Source organism: Flavobacterium faecale (genome assembly GCF_048320115.1).
In the GTDB taxonomy this organism is placed as follows: domain Bacteria; phylum Bacteroidota; class Bacteroidia; order Flavobacteriales; family Flavobacteriaceae; genus Flavobacterium; species Flavobacterium faecale_A.
On the sequence record NZ_CP182943.1, the window covers coordinates 1,106,748 to 1,124,004 of the forward strand.

19 protein-coding genes and 2 tRNA genes are annotated in these 17,257 nt (G+C 33.4%); 15 read left to right on the forward strand and 6 right to left on the reverse strand.

Annotated elements, in window-relative coordinates:
* Positions 1–123 precede the first annotated feature (123 nt).
* Positions 124–531 carry a methylmalonyl-CoA epimerase gene (mce, locus tag ACNH59_RS04600; protein WP_418264258.1) on the forward strand — a complete coding sequence of 136 codons (408 nt, stop codon included), beginning with the start codon at positions 124–126 and terminating at the stop codon, positions 529–531.
* A 127-nt stretch (positions 532–658) separates the two neighbouring features.
* Positions 659–732: transfer RNA gene (locus tag ACNH59_RS04605), tRNA-Ile, on the forward strand.
* Between the two features lie 117 nt (positions 733–849).
* Here the strand turns inward: ACNH59_RS04605 and ACNH59_RS04610 are convergent.
* Together ACNH59_RS04610 and ACNH59_RS04615 are read right to left on the reverse strand one after the other, a co-directional pair.
* Complete coding sequence (locus ACNH59_RS04610; protein ID WP_418264259.1) at positions 850–2,172, reverse strand: hypothetical protein; 1,323 nt, start codon at positions 2,170–2,172, stop codon at positions 850–852.
* 120 nt (positions 2,173–2,292) lie between these two features.
* The gene (locus ACNH59_RS04615) at positions 2,293–2,589 is read right to left on the reverse strand and encodes a hypothetical protein (RefSeq protein WP_418264260.1); all 297 of its coding nucleotides are present in this window, start codon (positions 2,587–2,589) and stop codon (positions 2,293–2,295) included.
* 550 nt (positions 2,590–3,139) lie between these two features.
* On the opposite strand from ACNH59_RS04615, the gene ACNH59_RS04620 reads away from it, so the two are divergent.
* On the forward strand, positions 3,140–3,382 hold the full coding sequence (locus ACNH59_RS04620) for a hypothetical protein (protein ID WP_418264261.1): 243 nt from the start codon (positions 3,140–3,142) through the stop codon (positions 3,380–3,382).
* A 36-nt stretch (positions 3,383–3,418) separates the two neighbouring features.
* On the opposite strand, the gene ACNH59_RS04625 is transcribed toward ACNH59_RS04620, so the two are convergent.
* Positions 3,419–4,006 (reverse strand): riboflavin synthase, encoded by a 588-nt coding sequence (locus tag ACNH59_RS04625; protein WP_418264262.1) that lies wholly within the window; start codon positions 4,004–4,006, stop codon positions 3,419–3,421.
* A gap of 58 nt (positions 4,007–4,064) precedes the next feature.
* Here ACNH59_RS04625 and pdxA point away from each other — a divergent pair, with 58 nt between their 5' ends.
* The 10 genes from pdxA to ACNH59_RS04675 all read left to right on the forward strand — a co-directional run bounded on the left by pdxA (position 4,065) and on the right by ACNH59_RS04675 (position 11,995).
* Positions 4,065–5,108, forward strand: coding sequence for a 4-hydroxythreonine-4-phosphate dehydrogenase PdxA (pdxA, locus tag ACNH59_RS04630; RefSeq protein ID WP_418264263.1), 1,044 nt, complete (start codon positions 4,065–4,067; stop codon positions 5,106–5,108).
* Positions 5,109–5,209: 101 nt separating this feature from the next.
* Positions 5,210–5,755 (forward strand): YceD family protein, encoded by a 546-nt coding sequence (locus ACNH59_RS04635; RefSeq protein WP_418264264.1) that lies wholly within the window; start codon positions 5,210–5,212, stop codon positions 5,753–5,755.
* A gap of 9 nt (positions 5,756–5,764) precedes the next feature.
* Positions 5,765–5,962: a 50S ribosomal protein L32 gene (gene rpmF / locus ACNH59_RS04640; protein ID WP_073242095.1), complete on the forward strand. Its 198-nt coding sequence runs from the start codon at positions 5,765–5,767 to the stop codon at positions 5,960–5,962.
* Between the two features lie 175 nt (positions 5,963–6,137).
* Complete coding sequence (locus ACNH59_RS04645; protein WP_418264265.1) at positions 6,138–7,136, forward strand: beta-ketoacyl-ACP synthase III; 999 nt, start codon at positions 6,138–6,140, stop codon at positions 7,134–7,136.
* 24 nt (positions 7,137–7,160) lie between these two features.
* Positions 7,161–7,643 (forward strand): acetyl-CoA carboxylase biotin carboxyl carrier protein, encoded by a 483-nt coding sequence (gene accB / locus ACNH59_RS04650; protein ID WP_418264266.1) that lies wholly within the window; start codon positions 7,161–7,163, stop codon positions 7,641–7,643.
* 92 nt (positions 7,644–7,735) lie between these two features.
* Entirely contained in the window at positions 7,736–9,082 is a 1,347-nt protein-coding gene (gene accC, locus ACNH59_RS04655; RefSeq protein ID WP_418264267.1) for an acetyl-CoA carboxylase biotin carboxylase subunit, read from the forward strand.
* Between the two features lie 256 nt (positions 9,083–9,338).
* A complete protein-coding gene (locus ACNH59_RS04660; protein ID WP_418264268.1) occupies positions 9,339–9,671 on the forward strand; it encodes a hypothetical protein in 333 nt (110 codons plus the stop codon).
* A gap of 54 nt (positions 9,672–9,725) precedes the next feature.
* Positions 9,726–10,022, forward strand: a complete 297-nt coding sequence (locus tag ACNH59_RS04665; protein WP_418264269.1) for a hypothetical protein — start codon at positions 9,726–9,728, stop codon at positions 10,020–10,022.
* A gap of 27 nt (positions 10,023–10,049) precedes the next feature.
* Positions 10,050–10,346: a hypothetical protein gene (locus ACNH59_RS04670; protein WP_418264270.1), complete on the forward strand. Its 297-nt coding sequence runs from the start codon at positions 10,050–10,052 to the stop codon at positions 10,344–10,346.
* A gap of 314 nt (positions 10,347–10,660) precedes the next feature.
* Positions 10,661–11,995 (forward strand): sigma-54-dependent transcriptional regulator, encoded by a 1,335-nt coding sequence (locus ACNH59_RS04675; RefSeq protein ID WP_418264271.1) that lies wholly within the window; start codon positions 10,661–10,663, stop codon positions 11,993–11,995.
* Here the strand turns inward: ACNH59_RS04675 and ACNH59_RS04680 are convergent.
* Positions 11,992–14,415, reverse strand: coding sequence for a hybrid sensor histidine kinase/response regulator (locus ACNH59_RS04680; protein ID WP_418264272.1), 2,424 nt, complete (start codon positions 14,413–14,415; stop codon positions 11,992–11,994). The genes ACNH59_RS04675 and ACNH59_RS04680 overlap by 4 nt on opposite strands.
* Before the next feature lie 197 nt (positions 14,416–14,612).
* Here ACNH59_RS04680 and mtgA point away from each other — a divergent pair, with 197 nt between their 5' ends.
* Complete coding sequence (gene mtgA / locus ACNH59_RS04685; RefSeq protein WP_418264273.1) at positions 14,613–15,359, forward strand: monofunctional biosynthetic peptidoglycan transglycosylase; 747 nt, start codon at positions 14,613–14,615, stop codon at positions 15,357–15,359.
* Positions 15,360–15,400: 41 nt separating this feature from the next.
* Here the strand turns inward: mtgA and ACNH59_RS04690 are convergent.
* Positions 15,401–15,474, reverse strand: a tRNA-Ala gene (locus ACNH59_RS04690).
* A gap of 108 nt (positions 15,475–15,582) precedes the next feature.
* On the opposite strand from ACNH59_RS04690, the gene ACNH59_RS04695 reads away from it, so the two are divergent.
* On the forward strand, positions 15,583–16,350 hold the full coding sequence (locus tag ACNH59_RS04695; RefSeq protein WP_418264274.1) for an enoyl-CoA hydratase/isomerase family protein: 768 nt from the start codon (positions 15,583–15,585) through the stop codon (positions 16,348–16,350).
* Between the two features lie 143 nt (positions 16,351–16,493).
* Here ACNH59_RS04695 and ACNH59_RS04700 read toward each other — a convergent pair whose 3' ends face one another.
* Complete coding sequence (locus ACNH59_RS04700; protein WP_418264275.1) at positions 16,494–17,240, reverse strand: succinate dehydrogenase/fumarate reductase iron-sulfur subunit; 747 nt, start codon at positions 17,238–17,240, stop codon at positions 16,494–16,496.
* Positions 17,241–17,257: the final 17 nt, after the last annotated feature.

Here is a 17,257-nt window from a genome sequence, read left to right on the forward strand (position 1 = left end):
ATTTACCGGAATTGAAATTTTTAACTCATTATTATAGCTTGGCCAATTAAATTTTCTAATAGTATTCAAAGCGCCTTTTATTTTGTAAATTTGTATTACAACTAAGGGATTAATCTAGTACCCATGATGGAGAAAATAGAACATATTGGAATTGCTGTAAAAAACATGTTCGAATCCCAATTGCTTTTTGAAAAATTATTAGGCGTAGCAGCTTATAAAACAGAGGAAGTGACTAGCGAAAAGGTTTTGACTACTTTCTTTAAAACGGGTTCAACTAAAATTGAACTTCTGGCAGCTACCCATCCTGAGAGTGCGATTGCTAAATTTGTCGAAAAAAAAGGAGAAGGCATTCACCATATCGCGTTTGAAGTCATGGACCTAGAAGTAGAGATTGAAAGATTGAAAAAAGAAGGTTTTGTTTTTATTGATGAAGTACCCAAAAAGGGCGCTGACAACAAACGAATCGTCTTTTTACACCCGAAAAACACCAATGGTGTCCTGATTGAATTATGCCAAGAAATAAACAAGTAGCCCTCTAACATTCACGACATCAACTAATTTTAAATTACAATTATTTATTATTGTACAAGGCGATAAAACTAATTGAAAAATATTTGGAGCAAACAAAAAATAGTAGTAATATTGCAAACTCTTAACCGGTCCTATAGCTCAGCTGGTTAGAGCACCTGACTCATAATCAGGTGGTCCCTGGTTCGAGCCCAGGTGGGACCACTTTTAAAATCAAGCCTTTACAGCAATGTAGAGGCTTTTTTGTTTTCAGGGGACGAATAAGGGGACGAATCTTTGGTTTGAATTAGTATTATTTGTCAAAGTTTTTTAAACAGTAATTTATTGAATAGAGAAAATAATTTGATATTTGTTTGCATATGAACTTAAATGACATCTGAATATTAAGTCAATATTGTAAATTTCTTCTTTATATTCTATGTTTAAAATTAATTTTAAGGTCTTTTTTTCTATGAAGTATGCACTTAATAATTTTAAGTCCTCTTTTGTCAATTCTACTTTATTTGTCAATTTTGAATATTCTTCGTTAAAAATATAACTTAGAAGTAATTCATCTAAAGCGATATTCGTTTTGACTTTCGAATCTATAATTAGATTAAAAGGTAATCTTAAAAATTCTTCTTGTTTGGAGTAATCATCTTGTGGGAAAGGTGGTTTTGTTTTTTCAATTTTGTTTACAATAATTTCTTTTAGTTTGATTTGGTATTGTGAAGGGTTTGTTAATACTAGTTTAGGTAAATTTATCGATGTAATATCAAAATTAATCTCCAATTTTAATGGCTCTAAATTTAAATTTAAATAGGGCAATTTTAATCCTATTATAGTTTTATACCCAGCTTGATTATATTCTTCTAAATATGAAAAATTAGTTTTGGACACTATTTGGTTTTCCTTTTCTTCAAAGAAATTTGAATAGATTCCAATGATTATTTTTTCATTTTTTGAAATTGCATTATAAAATATTTTATGGTATGTAGTGTCATTTTCTAATTGAGTAATAATAAATTCAATTATCATTTTTAGACTTGTGTAAATATTGTCTAAATCTTTATATTTATGTTTTAAAATTGATGGATGTTTTTGTGAAAAATAATTAAAATTTCCACTTTTGCTAATATGTATTGAACTTGAAGTTAGCAGGATATTATTAATTTGATTTATTTTGTCTTCAATGACTTCGTATCCTTCTCGTTTTGTTTCAATTTCTTCACTTCTTGTGAGTTCAGGATTGTTTTTGTATGTTTTAATTGTTGTGTTTAATGATTTTACTACGCCTCTATGATTTTCAATCATTTGAAAAAAAACATTAACTTTTTGTTGAAATTTCATTAATGAACTTTGTTCTTGAAATACATCTCTAGTATCTTTTAGTTCTTTTCTCTGCAATGACAGTTCTTTTCTTTGAAGTATTATAGTATAGATTAATCCTGCAAATGCTAATCCTGAAAAAAGAGAGTTAATTGCTTCAAAAACGTCATCTTTTGCAATAGATTTCACCCATTCTTTTCTTATTAAATTAAATCCTATGCCACAAAAAAACCAAAATATAATGATGGATAAGAATATAATTAAGCCATTTTTTAAGTCATTATTATCGTCGCTTAATTCGTCTTTTATTTTTCTTTTGATGAAAGGATTTTTCATTTTCAGTATTATTTGATTTAAGGTTTTTAAAACAAAATAAACCCCAAATAAATTGAGGTTTATAATTTTGTTTATAATTTGGATATATAATTGGTAAAAGGGACCCTAGAATAAGATTGCTTAATTTGAAAAGGTAGTGTTATTCCAGTTTTTCACAATCCAATCTTTAATATTAATTTGGCTATGGATGTTGCTTGGAACATCATTACGAATCATTTTTTCAACTTTGTGAGCTGAGCTTTTATTTTTAAAGTTATAAGTTTCTGAAAATTTATTTACAAAATATAAAATTTCATACCCTTCTTTTCTGTTTAATAAAGTGTTGTCAGGTGCGCCTGAAATTTTTGGATTGTCTCCTGCTAATGCTGTCCAAGAGTAGTCTTTGTAATGAAGTTCTGTTTTAGTAAGTAATCCCATTTTTCATTTTTTTATATTGTTATGAATCCATTTATAAAAACAGCATTGCTTATATAACAATATTGTTTTAGTCAAAAATAAGAAAAAAAACCTTACATATGAATTTAGCAGTTTGACTTTATAATATAAAAATCGTAAATCTTTTTTTTATCAAAAATTCAACAATGTAGTTTAGGTGGGACCACATCTTAAGTTTAAAAAGCCTTGTAAACTAACACTTTACAAGGCTTTTTTACATATAAAAACTGCCAAAAGGAATAAAACAAAACCGAAAACATCTATTTTACGTAAATACTAACACTAGAAATACGAGAAACCAATACATTAAAGCCTTATTTACATTTAAACGAAAACAACAACAGGCTTTTGTTATTACTCATTTTCTATGCATTTTAACGAAAAAATATTCTTTTTATAGTTAAAATTGGAAAAATCTATATATTATCCGTTCATTGTCGTTACTTTGACTTAAAAATACCATTTCAAAACAGACAATCAATACCGAAAATTTATTTTTTTAAAATACGTTTTACTATTTTTGAACAAAATTATGAGAGTCGCTTTAAACAAATTTTATCCACTTATCGCTTTCCTTATTGGGATAATGGAAATCTTTGCCAAAAACGACAAAGACAAAGGCAAGGGGCCGCCTACACCCTCCCCCACAGGAAGACCACCATCCCCTCCAGGACTTCCAATTGACGAGGGGCTTTATTGGCTATTCCTTATTGCTATCTTATTAGGAATATACTACATCTATAAATATGAAATAAAAAGAAAGTCTTTGGGATAAACCAAAGACTTTCTTTTTTAAAAACACAATCTGTTTTTATTTTATTGAATACAATCTAGAAACATATTTTCCTATTACATCAAATTCAAGATTAATTTTTGCACCCACTTTAAAACTATTAAAATTAGTATGTTCGTAAGTATAAGGTATAATAGCAACACTAAATTGATTTTTCTTAGAATTCACCACAGTCAAACTAACCCCATTTACAGTAATCGATCCTTTCTCAATAGTGATATTATTCAGCGTTTCATCATATTCAAAGGTATAAATCCAACTCCCATTAGCATTTTCAACAGCAACACAAGTCCCTATTTGATCAACATGACCTTGAACAATATGCCCATCCAAACGGTCTCCCAATTTCATTGCACGTTCTAAATTGACCTGATCTCCTGTTTTCCAATCTCCTAAGTTGGTTTTTTGAATTGTTTCGTCAATTGCGGTCACCGTATAACTATTTCCCTTGATTTCTACTACCGTCAAACAAACACCATTATGAGCAACACTTTGGTCAATTTTCAATTCATTCGTTATAGAAGAATCCATTGTTATATGAATATTATCTTTTTCTTTTCTTATTTCCTGAACCACCCCAAGGGTTTCTATGATACCTGTAAACATTTCTTGTTTTATTTTACTAAATTTGCACTTCAAAATTAGCAATAAATAACTTGAGGTCATGATGAAAAAAGCAGAAAATATAATCGTAGGAATTTCAATTGGAGATTTAAACGGTATTGGAAGCGAAGTGGTACTGAAAACTTTTGAGGATTCTAGAATGCTTGAACTATGCACTCCTGTTATTTTTGCCAATGTTAAAATCTTATCTTTTATCAAAAAAAATCTAGAAACTACTGTTGCTCTGCATGGAATTGATAAAATAGACCAACTTATCCCCGGAAAAATCAACGTACTCAATGTTTGGAAAGAGGGCGTAGACCTAAACCTTGGTACTAACGACGATAAAGTAGGCGAATACGCCATCAAATCTTTTGTAGCCAGCACGAAAGCTCTTAAAGAAGACCAAATTGACGTATTAGTCACAGCCCCCATAAACAAGTACAACATCCAATCGGAGGAATTTAAGTTTCCTGGACACACGGACTACCTTAATCAAGAGCTAGAAGGCAATGCTCTGATGCTAATGGTACAAGACAACCTGCGAGTTGGATTACTAACAGACCATGTTCCCTTGAACCAAGTTTCAAACCACCTAACCGAAGCTTTAATAAAAAAGAAAATTGAAACTATAAAACAATCCCTAATCCAAGATTTCAACATCATTAGACCTAAAATTGCTGTACTAGGACTAAATCCACATTGTGGTGATGGAGGTGTAATTGGCAATGAAGACGATGCGATATTAAAACCAACATTGGAAAAAATATTCAACAAAGGAACCCTAGTTTTTGGCCCCTTTGCTGCTGATGGCTTTTTTGGAAGCGGTCAATATGAAAAATACGACGCCATTATTGCAACTTATCACGACCAAGGATTGATTCCGTTCAAAACTTTGTCATTTGGAAAAGGAGTAAATTACACTGCGGGATTAAACAAAGTAAGAACATCACCTGACCACGGAACCGCTTACGACATTGCAGGAAAAGGAATAGCCGATTTTAATTCATTCAAAGAAGCCGTTTACCTTGCGATAGACATCTATCGTTCAAGAATTCAGCACGAAGAAATGACCAAAAATCCCCTAAAAGTAAAAGAAAAATAGCAATAACTAAAAAAAGATAAATAACTTTATTAGGTTTATAATAATTTTATATCTTTGCACTCCCGTTCCGAAGCTTCGGAATGTGGCAAAATTTTGTTTAAATGAGTAAGACAAAAGATTATTTAATTCCATTCGTAGGATTAAAGACAGGAAAACATCATTTTGAGTATCAAATAAATAACGCGTTCTTTGAAATCTTTGATTATGATGAATATCAAAATTCAAACATTACAGTAAACGTTGTTTTTGAGAAACAAAGCAACATGCTCGAATTGAATTTCAAACACAAAGGAACTATTAACGTGCCTTGTGACCTTACTGGTGAAGATTTTGATTTACCCATCAAAGGAAAAATGAAGTTAATTGTTCGATTTGGAGAAGAATTCAACAATGACAACGAAGAATTACTTATTTTGCCTTTCGGAGAGTTTGAAATAGATATCGCACAGTATATTTATGAAATGATTGTGTTATCCGTCCCACAAAGACGCGTACACCCAGGAGTAAAAGACGGAAGTTTAAAATCCGAAGCTCTTGAACGATTGAATGAATTAGCAATCAAAGAGAAAAAAGAAAACAAAGAAGAAAATACAGAAGACATTGACCCACGTTGGGACAAATTAAAAAAACTATTAACGGATAAATAATATAGTAAAATGGCACATCCTAAGAGAAAAATCTCGAAAACAAGAAGAGATAAAAGAAGAACACATTATAAAGCTACTGTAGCACAAATCGCTACTTGTCCTATTACAGGTGAAGCACATTTATACCACAGAGCTTACTGGCACGAAGGTAAAATGTACTACAGAGGGCAAGTTGTTATTGACAAGTCAGAAGCTACTTTTGCTTAATGCATTTTTTTATAGATGATATTTGAACTCTCACTTGGTGAGAGTTTTTTTTGTTGTTTATAATTTTCCTTAAATAAGAAGCTCTAAAACAATGGGTTTAGATTTTTTTTTGTATTTTTCAAACCTTTTAAACATTTTTTCAGATGGCAACATTTGATAAAAAATAGTAAATAAAATGAATAAAATGACCGCCGCAATAACCGCTGTCGGATCTTATGTTCCAGACTTTGTGCTTTCAAACAAAGTTCTAGAAACAATGGTTGACACAAATGATGAGTGGATTACCACTCGTACTGGAATTAAAGAAAGAAGAATCCTTAAAGATGAAGACAAAGGAACTTCATTTTTAGCAATAAAAGCAGCGCAAGATTTAATAGCTAAGGGCAATATTAATCCTCTAGAAATAGACATGATTATTATGGCCACAGCAACACCTGATATGCCTGTCGCGGCTACAGGAGCTTATGTTGCCACTGAAATTGGCGCCACAAATGCTTTTGCTTACGACTTACAAGCAGCTTGTTCCAGTTTTTTATACGGTATGTCAACTGCCGCAGCTTACATAGAGTCTGGAAGGTATAAAAAAGTACTCTTAATCGGTGCCGATAAAATGTCATCTATTGTAGATTATACTGACCGTACAACTTGTATTATATTTGGAGATGGAGCAGGTGCGGTTTTATTTGAACCAAACTTCGAAGGACTAGGATTGCAAGATGAATATTTAAGAAGCGACGGTATTGGCCGTGATTTTCTTAAAATTCCAGCTGGAGGTTCTCTAGTACCTACCACTTTGCAAACTGTTACCGATAATAGACACAACATCATGCAAGATGGTAAAACAGTATTCAAATACGCAGTTACCAACATGGCTGATGCTAGCGAACAAATTCTAAAAAGAAATAACCTTACTAACGAAGATGTTAATTGGTTAATTCCACATCAAGCAAACAGAAGAATTATTGACGCTACAGCGAATAGAATGAAATTAGAGGAATCAAAAGTATTGATGAATATCGAAAGATACGGAAACACTACATCAGCAACTTTACCTCTTGTAATCAGCGATTTTGAACATTTGTTTAAAAAAGGAGATACAATTATTTTTGCAGCCTTCGGTGGAGGATTCACTTGGGGGTCTGTTTACTTAAAATGGGCATACGACAAAAAATAAATTTAAACTAAAAATAGACCAATTATGGATTTAAAAGAAATTCAGAACCTAATCAAATTTGTTTCAAACACAGGAGTTGCAGAAGTTAAGTTGGAAATGGATGATGTAAAAATCACAATCCGAACTACTTTAGAAGGAAACACCACAGAAACAACTTACGTACAACAAGCTCCACAAGCTCCAGTACACCAGGTAATTGCTCCTGCAGCTGCCGCTCCAGTTGCAGCAGCACCAGTAGTTGCCACTCCAGCAGCTGAAGAGTCTAAATACATTACTGTTAAATCTCCAATCATTGGAACTTTTTATAGAAAACCTTCTCCAGACAAACCTATGTTTGTGGAAGTTGGGAATTCTATCGCAAAAGGAGATGTTCTTTGTGTCATTGAAGCAATGAAATTATTCAACGAAATTGAATCAGAGGTTTCAGGTAAAATCGTAAAAATCTTGGTTGACGATATGTCTCCAGTTGAATTTGACCAACCATTATTCTTAGTTGACCCATCTTAATTAAGTTAGAAGTTAGAAGTTAGGAGTTAGAAGTTTTTCTTTCTTCATAATTGTCTAATTGACAGAATGTCTAATTATCTAATTAAAAAAATATGTTTAAAAAAATATTAATTGCAAATAGAGGCGAGATTGCACTTCGTGTTATTAGAACTTGTAAAGAAATGGGAGTTAAGACAGTGGCTGTTTACTCCACTGCTGATGCAGACAGTTTGCACGTTCGTTTTGCTGACGAAGCGGTTTGTATAGGACCACCTCCTAGCAACTTGTCTTATTTGAAAATGTCAAATATCATTGCTGCTGCAGAAATCACAAATGCAGATGCAATTCACCCAGGATACGGATTTTTGTCTGAGAACTCTAAATTTTCTAAAATCTGTCAAGAACACGGTATCAAATTCATCGGAGCTGCTCCAGAGATGATTGACCGTATGGGAGACAAAGCTTCCGCTAAAGCTACAATGAAAGCTGCTGGAGTTCCTTGTGTACCAGGTTCTGAAGGTATTTTAGAATCATACGAAGAAGCCGCTAGTATCGCTAAACAATTTGGATACCCTGTAATGCTTAAAGCTACCGCAGGTGGTGGAGGTAAAGGAATGCGTGCAGTTTGGAAAGAAGAAGATTTATTAAAAGCATGGGAAGGTGCTCGTCAAGAGTCAGCTGCCGCTTTTGGTAATGACGGAATGTATCTTGAAAAACTAATTGAAGAACCTCGACATATCGAAATTCAAATCGTTGGAGATTCATTTGGTAAAGCTTGTCACCTTTCTGAAAGAGATTGTTCGGTACAAAGACGTCACCAAAAATTAACTGAGGAAACTCCTTCTCCATTCATGACTGACGAACTACGTCAAGCTATGGGTGAAGCTGCTGTAAAAGCGGCGGAATTCATCAAGTACGAAGGAGCTGGAACTGTAGAATTCTTGGTTGACAAACACCGCAATTTCTATTTCATGGAAATGAATACGCGTATCCAAGTCGAACACCCGATTACAGAACAAGTAATTGATTACGATTTAATTCGTGAGCAAATATTAGTAGCTGCAGGTGTGCCTATTTCTGGTAAAAACTACTTACCTCAATTACACGCTATCGAATGCCGTATCAATGCTGAAGATCCTTTTAACGAATTCAGACCTTCACCAGGAAAAATTACAACTTTGCATATGCCAGGTGGACACGGAGTACGTTTAGACACTCACGTTTATTCAGGTTACACCATTCCTCCAAACTATGACTCTATGATTGCAAAATTGATTACTACGGCTCAAACCCGTGAGGAAGCAATTAGCAAAATGAGAAGAGCCTTAGATGAGTTTGTAATCGAAGGAATCAAAACAACAATTCCTTTCCACAGACAATTAATGGACCATCCAGATTACATAGCAGGAAATTATACTACTGCATTTATGGATTCTTTTAAAATGAAACATAAAGAATAATCACCTAAATTATTCTTCCAATAACTAAGCTACACAATTTGTGTAGCTTTTTTTATGCCTTAAAATTTCATCTCAAATGGGTAAAAATTACACACTTCAAACAGATTTTACACAGCCTTACACATTACTAAAAGAAGCATATTAAAAATAAACACCACTAAATCAACTACTTATAAATGCCTTTTGTTTCAAAAAAATTACGGCACAATAATTTCATTAACTAAAGCGTAAAACATTAACAATTAAAAATAATATCATGAAAAAATTAATCTTATCCGCAGCAATCGTTTTAGGAAGCTTATCAACTCTATCTGCACAAGAACAAATGCAAGATCAAAATACTGTTCCTACTGAACAAACTCCTTCTTCAACAGCCACAGAGGCAACTGCAACTTCGCAAACAGAAACAGAAATAAAAATCGAAGAAGTTCCTGCCGCAGTAACCGAAGCTTTGAAAAAAGCTTATCCTGAAGCTGTAATTAACAAAGCTTATATCAACGACAAAAAAGAATACAAACTTGATGTGAAAGTAGGAGACAGAGAAGGTTCCTTATTCGCCGATGAAAACGGAAAATGGATCCAAAACTAATTGAATCCTGAAATAACAAAACAAACAATTATAAATAAATAAAAAACAAATATCATGAAAAAGTTAATCTTATCAGCAGCAATTGTATTAGGAAGTTTATCAACATTTGCAACTCCTATCAGCAATACAGAATTCACAGCAAAATCAGTTATTATAGCTGAAGAATTCAAAGAAATCAAAGCTGAAGAAGTTCCATCTACAGTTACAGAATCCTTGAAAAAAGTGTATCCAGAAGCTGTGATCACCAAAGCTTATGTCAACGAAAACAGCGAATACAAACTAGAGGTAAAAGTAGGTGACAAAGAAGAAACTCTGCACGTTGACGCTAACGGAAAATGGTTAGAAAAATAATCAATAGTTAATCTAAAAATGAAAAAAATGAAAAAGTTAATCTTATCGGCAGCAATTTTACTATGTACAATGACTGCTATTACTGCAAACACCCTAGTTACAATTCCAACAAACAAAATTGAACATATTCAAGATGAATATAAAGAAGTTGCCATCGATTCAGTGCCAGAAGCTGTATTGAACACTCTTAAAAACTCATTTCCAGCTGCCAAATTAGAAAAAGCATATACAAACGAAGAGAAAGAATACAAACTTGAAATTTCGATGAGTGACAATATGTATACGATTTACACTGATGCAGAAGGCGCTGTAATTAAAAAATAGCAGCATCAAAAAAGACAAGAGTTTTAAAAATACCACAATACTTATTCGCTGATACTAATTTTAAAGTTAAGCAATTTAAAAAAACAAGTTTTCATGCTGTTGGATAAAAAGCAAAACAGGAAATAAACTTGTAAATTTCAGCAAAAACCATAGAGCTACTGAAGTATCAGATGTTTGTGGTTACTGATCTCAATACAACATCACGAATGAGTAATAATAAGAGAATAGGTCGCAATGCGACCTATTTTTTTTGCATAATTTTATGAAAATACAATAATATAAGCCTTAAATTAGCTCCAAAACCACTAAATCAAATGCAGAAAATCTTAATCATTGAAGATGATATTTCGTTTTGTAAATTACTGGAGAAATTTTTAACTAAGAATAATTTTTCCATTAATACTTCTTTCAATGCCGAAGAGGCTCGACTAATGATCCAAAAAGAAGCATTTGATTTAATACTTACGGATTTACGATTACCAGACACGGACGGAATAACGCTATTGGGCGAAATAAAAGAAAACCACCCAAAGATTCCTGTAATCTTAATGACTGGTTATTCAGACGTAACTACAGCCGTAAAGGCAATAAAAAATGGCGCTAGTGATTACATTTCAAAACCTTTCAATCCAGATGAAGTATTATTAGTAATTAACAACGCCTTACAAGTTTCGCAAACTCTTACTCCACCAAAAAAAGAAACTCCAAAAACGAAAAAAAAAACAGCGTCTTCTGAATATGTCCAAGGAATATCTACAGAATCAAAAAAATTGAGTGAACACATCCAATTGGTCAGCCCTACAGATATGTCGGTGTTAATTATTGGCGAAAGTGGAACTGGGAAAGAAATAATTGCCAAAAGTATTCATCAAAATAGTCATCGAAAAGAGCAAAACTTTATTGCAGTTGACTGTGGCGCAATTCCAAAAGAACTAGCCACTAGTGAATTTTTCGGCCATTTAAAAGGTTCGTTTACAGGCGCAATTTCAGATAAAGTAGGCTACTTTGAAGCGGCCAATGGTGGTACTCTATTTTTAGATGAAATAGGGAATCTATCGTATGAAAATCAAATTCAACTCTTACGTGCTTTACAAGAGCGAAAAATAAAACCCGTAGGAAGCAATAAAGAAATTGAAGTTGACATTCGGATTATAACAGCCACTAACGAAGATTTACGTGAAGCTGTAAAAAAAGGCGATTTCAGAGAAGATTTGTACCATCGAATCAATGAGTTTTCTATCCATTCTCCTTCCCTTTCAGAACGTGGTGAAGATTTGATGATTTTTGCAGAATTCTTTTTGGACAAAGCCAATGCACAACTCAATCGGGAGGTAATCGGTTTTTCAAAAGAAGTGGTACACATCTTTCAAAACTATTCTTGGCCAGGGAATTTAAGAGAGCTGCAAAACTGTGTCAAACGTTCTACACTTTTAACAAAAGGAGACTTCATAGAAACTTCCGTTTTACCTGCTGAATTTTTTCAACAAAAAGAAAACAAAACCGATTCTTTGTCTTTGTCTGAAAATGAAAAAGACGCTATAGAATTGGCATTAAAAAAAACACAAAACAACAAATCCGAAGCTGCAAAATTGCTTAAAATTACCAGAAAAACATTGTACAATAAACTAAAATTATACAATATCAATTAAAGCTCTTTTTCGAGTTCCACAAACAACTTTTTGATCTTTATTTTTAAATCTATTACAGCTTCTTTGATTTGAAAATCAGCATACTTATTAGATTCTAAATTATTTAAAATTACTGCAATTTCAAATGCTTTAATTTGCTTAAACATTGGAGCCATACGGTGTGCCAAGGCTTTAATTTTTTCATGTTCCAAAATTTCAACCGCACTTTCCATCTCAATTAAATTATCTTTGGTAGACTTCAAAAAAGACTCCAACACAGTTTTTATCGCCTCCCTATCATTATTCAAAAACAACTTGAACGAATCCAATGAAAACAATTTGTTTGACAAATTATCCTTTAAATTATCTGTAGTAGGTAAAGGAATAGTTTCGTTTTTCAAAATCGCATCAATTGTCTTTAGTAGAAAATTTGGAGACAACGGTTTTTTAAGAACCGTGGTAAATCCAGCTTTCACATACACTTCATTTTCTAGATCAGTCCTACCCGTTACGGCTATCAAGGGTTGAGAAACATAATTACTTCGCACTTTATTTATCAGAGTATTGACCAGTTCAAAACCATCCATAATTGGCATCTGAATGTCGGTGATCAGCATGTCAAACGATTCAGTAGTTATGTATTCCAACAACTTTTGGGCATCTGAAAAAGCAATCACATTATAATATTCGCTCAAGATTTCGGATGTCAATCTTAGTAAATCTGCATCATCATCCACAATGACAATGGTTTTATTTTGTTTAGTTGGCACAAAAACATCGCTGTCTTCATTGTCTTGAGGAGTAAACAATAAAGGCAATCGAATTTCGAAACAACTGCCTTTATCAGAACTATTTTTTAAATACAAATCCCCTCCTAGTAGGTGGCTAATCTTTTTTGAAATCGCTAATCCTAGTCCAGTTCCACCAAACTGCTTTTCTATCCTTTCATTAGCTTGGGTAAACTCATCAAAAATGATTTCTTGACTTTCTTTTTCAATTCCAATTCCAGAATCGGAAATACTAACAAGCACCCATTTTTCATTTGCCGAAATACTTGCGTTAATTTTCACAAAACCGTTAGTTGTAAATTTATAGGCATTTCCCAAAATATTAATCAAAATCTGCTTGACTCTAAACAGATCTCCAACAATTGTTTGTTTTAATCTTTTGTCAATCAAAATTTGAAGCTCAATTTCCTTTTGACTATGAACAGATTGAATATCATGAGCAATTTCAATGATGGTATTTTCTAACGAAAAAGGTGCTTTTTCAAGAGTAATTTTACCCGCTTCGATTTGTGAAAAGTCTAATAAATCTTGAACCAATCTTGAAATATAATCTGATGAATTTTTTATATTATTCGTATAATACAATTGTTTTTTGTTCAAATCAGAACTACCCAATAGTTCAGCATAACCGACAATCGTACTCAATGGTGTTTTTAAATCATGACTCACCGTAGAAATCAATTGCTCTCGGCTTTTTAATAAATTTTGTGTTTTGAAATTAGCCACTTCTAATTGAGTTTTATAGGACTGTGATTTTGAAAAATCACTGGTAATTAAGACAGAAAAGAAGACAGTAAGTAGCAGACCTATTCCAGCCGCATAAGTCACTATTTGATTGATTTTCTTAAGCGACTTTTCTTTTTCATAATTATTCCTAATCGAATACACAATAATTTCACTTTCGATAATACGCAATACTTTGCGAAGTTGTTCCGAAATTAAAATTTCATTCTCCAGCAGTTTATTCTCTTCTAAACTTAAAGATTCCTTCTTTTTCTCCGTTTCAATTTTCACCCGATTCAGCAACCGTTTGGAAGCTGCCAAAATAGAATCTGTCGCTTTTTTAGTCAATGTATTGGTACTATCATCAGGAATGTTTTTATTGAGATAGTCTACATAATTTTGTAAAACCCTGCGTTGATATGAATCTAATTTATCGGGGGTTCTGGTAAAATCATTGAGCTGTAATTTTCGAAGTGAAAATTCTAATTGCGTCAATTCCAGTATGGCATCATTGACAGAAGCTTCATCTGTGGTTTTATTTTTAATTGCTTTAAGCTTCTTAATATTTTGGGTTTTTTCTGTAAGCAGAACTGTAACACTGTCTAATAGTTTAATCTGGTAATCATTTGAAACGGCTTTTTTCAAAGAATCAATTCTGATTTGCAAGGAATCGGTTTGTTTAATATAATTTTGAAAATCAACTTTCGAATTCGATTGAATGGTTTTTCGAGCGAGGCTTTCTGTCTTATAAACATTAGAAAAAAGTTTACTAATGCGTAAAACGGTATTATTCTCAAAAGCGCTTTTATTTTCGATTTTCGTATAAACTACATTTTCAGTATACAAAACCCAGCCTACACTCACCACTAAAGCGGTTAGTACAAAATAACTAATAATTACTTTTAAAGGAAGATGACTCTTATTTCCCATGTATCGAAAATAATTTTGCTTGGATTTTAAAAAATAGGCAGCCATATCTAAACACTAAAACTGCAAAAATAAATGTAACAAAAATACTTTGGCACACAAGACCTTTAGAAGTTAAAACTATCATAACCTAAGAAATCAATCAAAATAAATTGGAGGATTTGGTAAAAAAGGTAATTTTACAAAATCAACAGAAAAAAATGGCAGCCCACAAAACCCAAAAGAAACCAGTAAAAAAAACAACTAAAAAAGACACTAATAGCGGTATGAGTAAACTAAAATCGATACTTCTTAAATTAACTTTAGGCTTTCTTGGAATATCACTTTTCTTTGTATTGCTTTTTAAGTACGTACCTGTCCCTTTCACCCCTTTGATGGTTATTCGAATTATCGAAAATAAAACTTCGGGTAAAGATGCGGTCTTTAGTCATGATTGGGAACCTATTGAAAACATTTCCATGAATCTTCAAAAAGCAGTAATCGCTAGTGAAGACGGCTTATTTTTAACCCACAACGGATTTGATTTTGGAGCTCTGCAAAAAGCATACAAAAACAACGAACGTGGACGTAAAATAAAAGGAGGAAGCACTATCAGCCAACAAACAGCTAAAAATGTATTCCTATGGCAAGGCAGAAGTTATCTTCGCAAAGGATTAGAAGCTTATTTTACCGTACTTATTGAATTGATTTGGGGCAAAGAACGCATCATGGAAGTGTATTTGAATAGCATCGAAATGGGAGACGGAATTTATGGTGCACAAGCTGCTACTCAATATTGGTACCGCAAAGACTGCAGTAGCCTCACTCCTACTCAAGCCGCTGGTATTGCCGCAATTTTACCGAGTCCAAGAAGGTACAAAGCGACAGGCTCCTCATCCTATATCAATAATAGAAAAACTAAAATTGTTAGAGTTATGAATACAATTGGACCCTTGAAATACGATTAAAACAAAAAACTCAAGCCGAATGACTTGAGTTTTTTATTATGTGGAGAATACCGGATTCGAACCGGTCACCCCTTGCCTGCCAGGCAAGTACTCTAGCCAAATGAGCTAATCCCCCAGAACTGATGCAAATATAACATAATTACTTTTGCAAAAAACTTTATTTTTATAAAACGAAAGATTCATCCGGATATTTCTAACTTTACATCAAACCTTTTTCTTAATTATGACAGCAAAAGACTTAAATGGAACTTTGACCACTAAAGTTAAAAACAAAATAGCAACAATCACTTTTGGGCATCCAGCTAGTAATTCTTTTCCAAGAGCGTTGCTAGACGCGCTTACAACCGAAATCGATTCACTGAGCACCAATAATGATGTTTCTGTTATTCTTTTGCAAAGTGAAGGCGAAAAAGTGTTTTGTGCAGGCGCTTCTTTTGACGAACTTTTAGCTGTACAAAATGCGGATCAAGGGCTTCATTTTTTTTCAGGTTTTGCCAATTTGATTAATTCCATGCGCTCTTGTTCCAAAATTATTGTTGGTCGTATTCAAGGAAAAGCCGTTGGCGGTGGCGTTGGCATTATCTCCGCCTGTGATTACGCATTTGGAACTGAAAATAGTGCAGTAAAGCTATCTGAAATCGCTATCGGTATCGGTCCATTTGTCATTGAACCAGCCGTAAGCCGTAGAATAGGCAAAACTGCTATGACCGAAATGACACTAACTCCAGACCAGTGGAAAACGGCACAATGGGCACATCAGAAAGGTTTATTCGCCGAAGTTGTTACTGATATTGAACAATTGGATCAATCCGTCGAAAATTTCACTAGCAAATTAGCTTCCTACCATCCCGAAGCCTTAGCAGAAATGAAAAAAGTATTATGGGAAGGAACGGAACATTGGGACAGTTTATTAATTGAAAGAGCTCAAATAACAGGAAGATTAGTTTTGTCTGATTTTACTAAAAAGGCACTGGAACAGTTCAAAAAGTAAATTGTACACCACAGATACGAATTTCACGGAAGATCAATTATACATCGCAGGTTTAAACCAAAAAAACGCATCCATATGAATGAATGCGTTTTTTTATATATTTAGTTCTCGACTACGCTCGAACTGGCAAAGTCAAAGAGAAATTATCCTTTCAAACTAGCCGACATATACTCTCTGTTCATACGAGCAATGTTTTCTAATGAAATTCCTTTTGGACATTCGATTTCACAAGCCCCTGTGTTAGTACAGTTACCAAAACCTTCATCATCCATTTGTTTTACCATGTTCAATACACGATCAACCGCTTCTACTTGACCTTGTGGCAATAAAGCATATTGAGATACTTTAGCTGCGACAAACAACATAGCTGAAGAGTTTTTACAAGTGGCTACACAAGCTCCACATCCAATACATGTTGCAGCATCAAAAGCAGCATCAGCGTCTTGTTTGTTTACTGGAATTGTATTAGCATCGATAGTATTCCCTGAGGTATTTACAGAAATAAATCCTCCTGCATGTTGAATTCTATCAAAAGAACTTCTGTCTACCACTAAGTCTTTCACCACTGGGAAAGCAGCAGCACGGAATGGCTCAATAGTGATGGTATCTCCATCCTTGAACATACGCATGTGCAATTGACAAGTCGTTACTCCTCTATCTGGTCCGTGAGCTTCACCATTGATGAATAAAGAACACATTCCGCAGATACCTTCGCGACAATCGTGGTCAAAAGCTACTGGCTCTTCACCAGCATTGATTTGCTGTTCGTTGAATACGTCAAGCATTTCAAGGAATGACATATCAGGTTCAATACCGTCGATTTTGTAATCAACCATTGCTCCTTTATCTTGGGCGTTTTTTTGACGCCATATTTTTAATGTAAGTTTCATCTCTTTTAAGTTTAAAA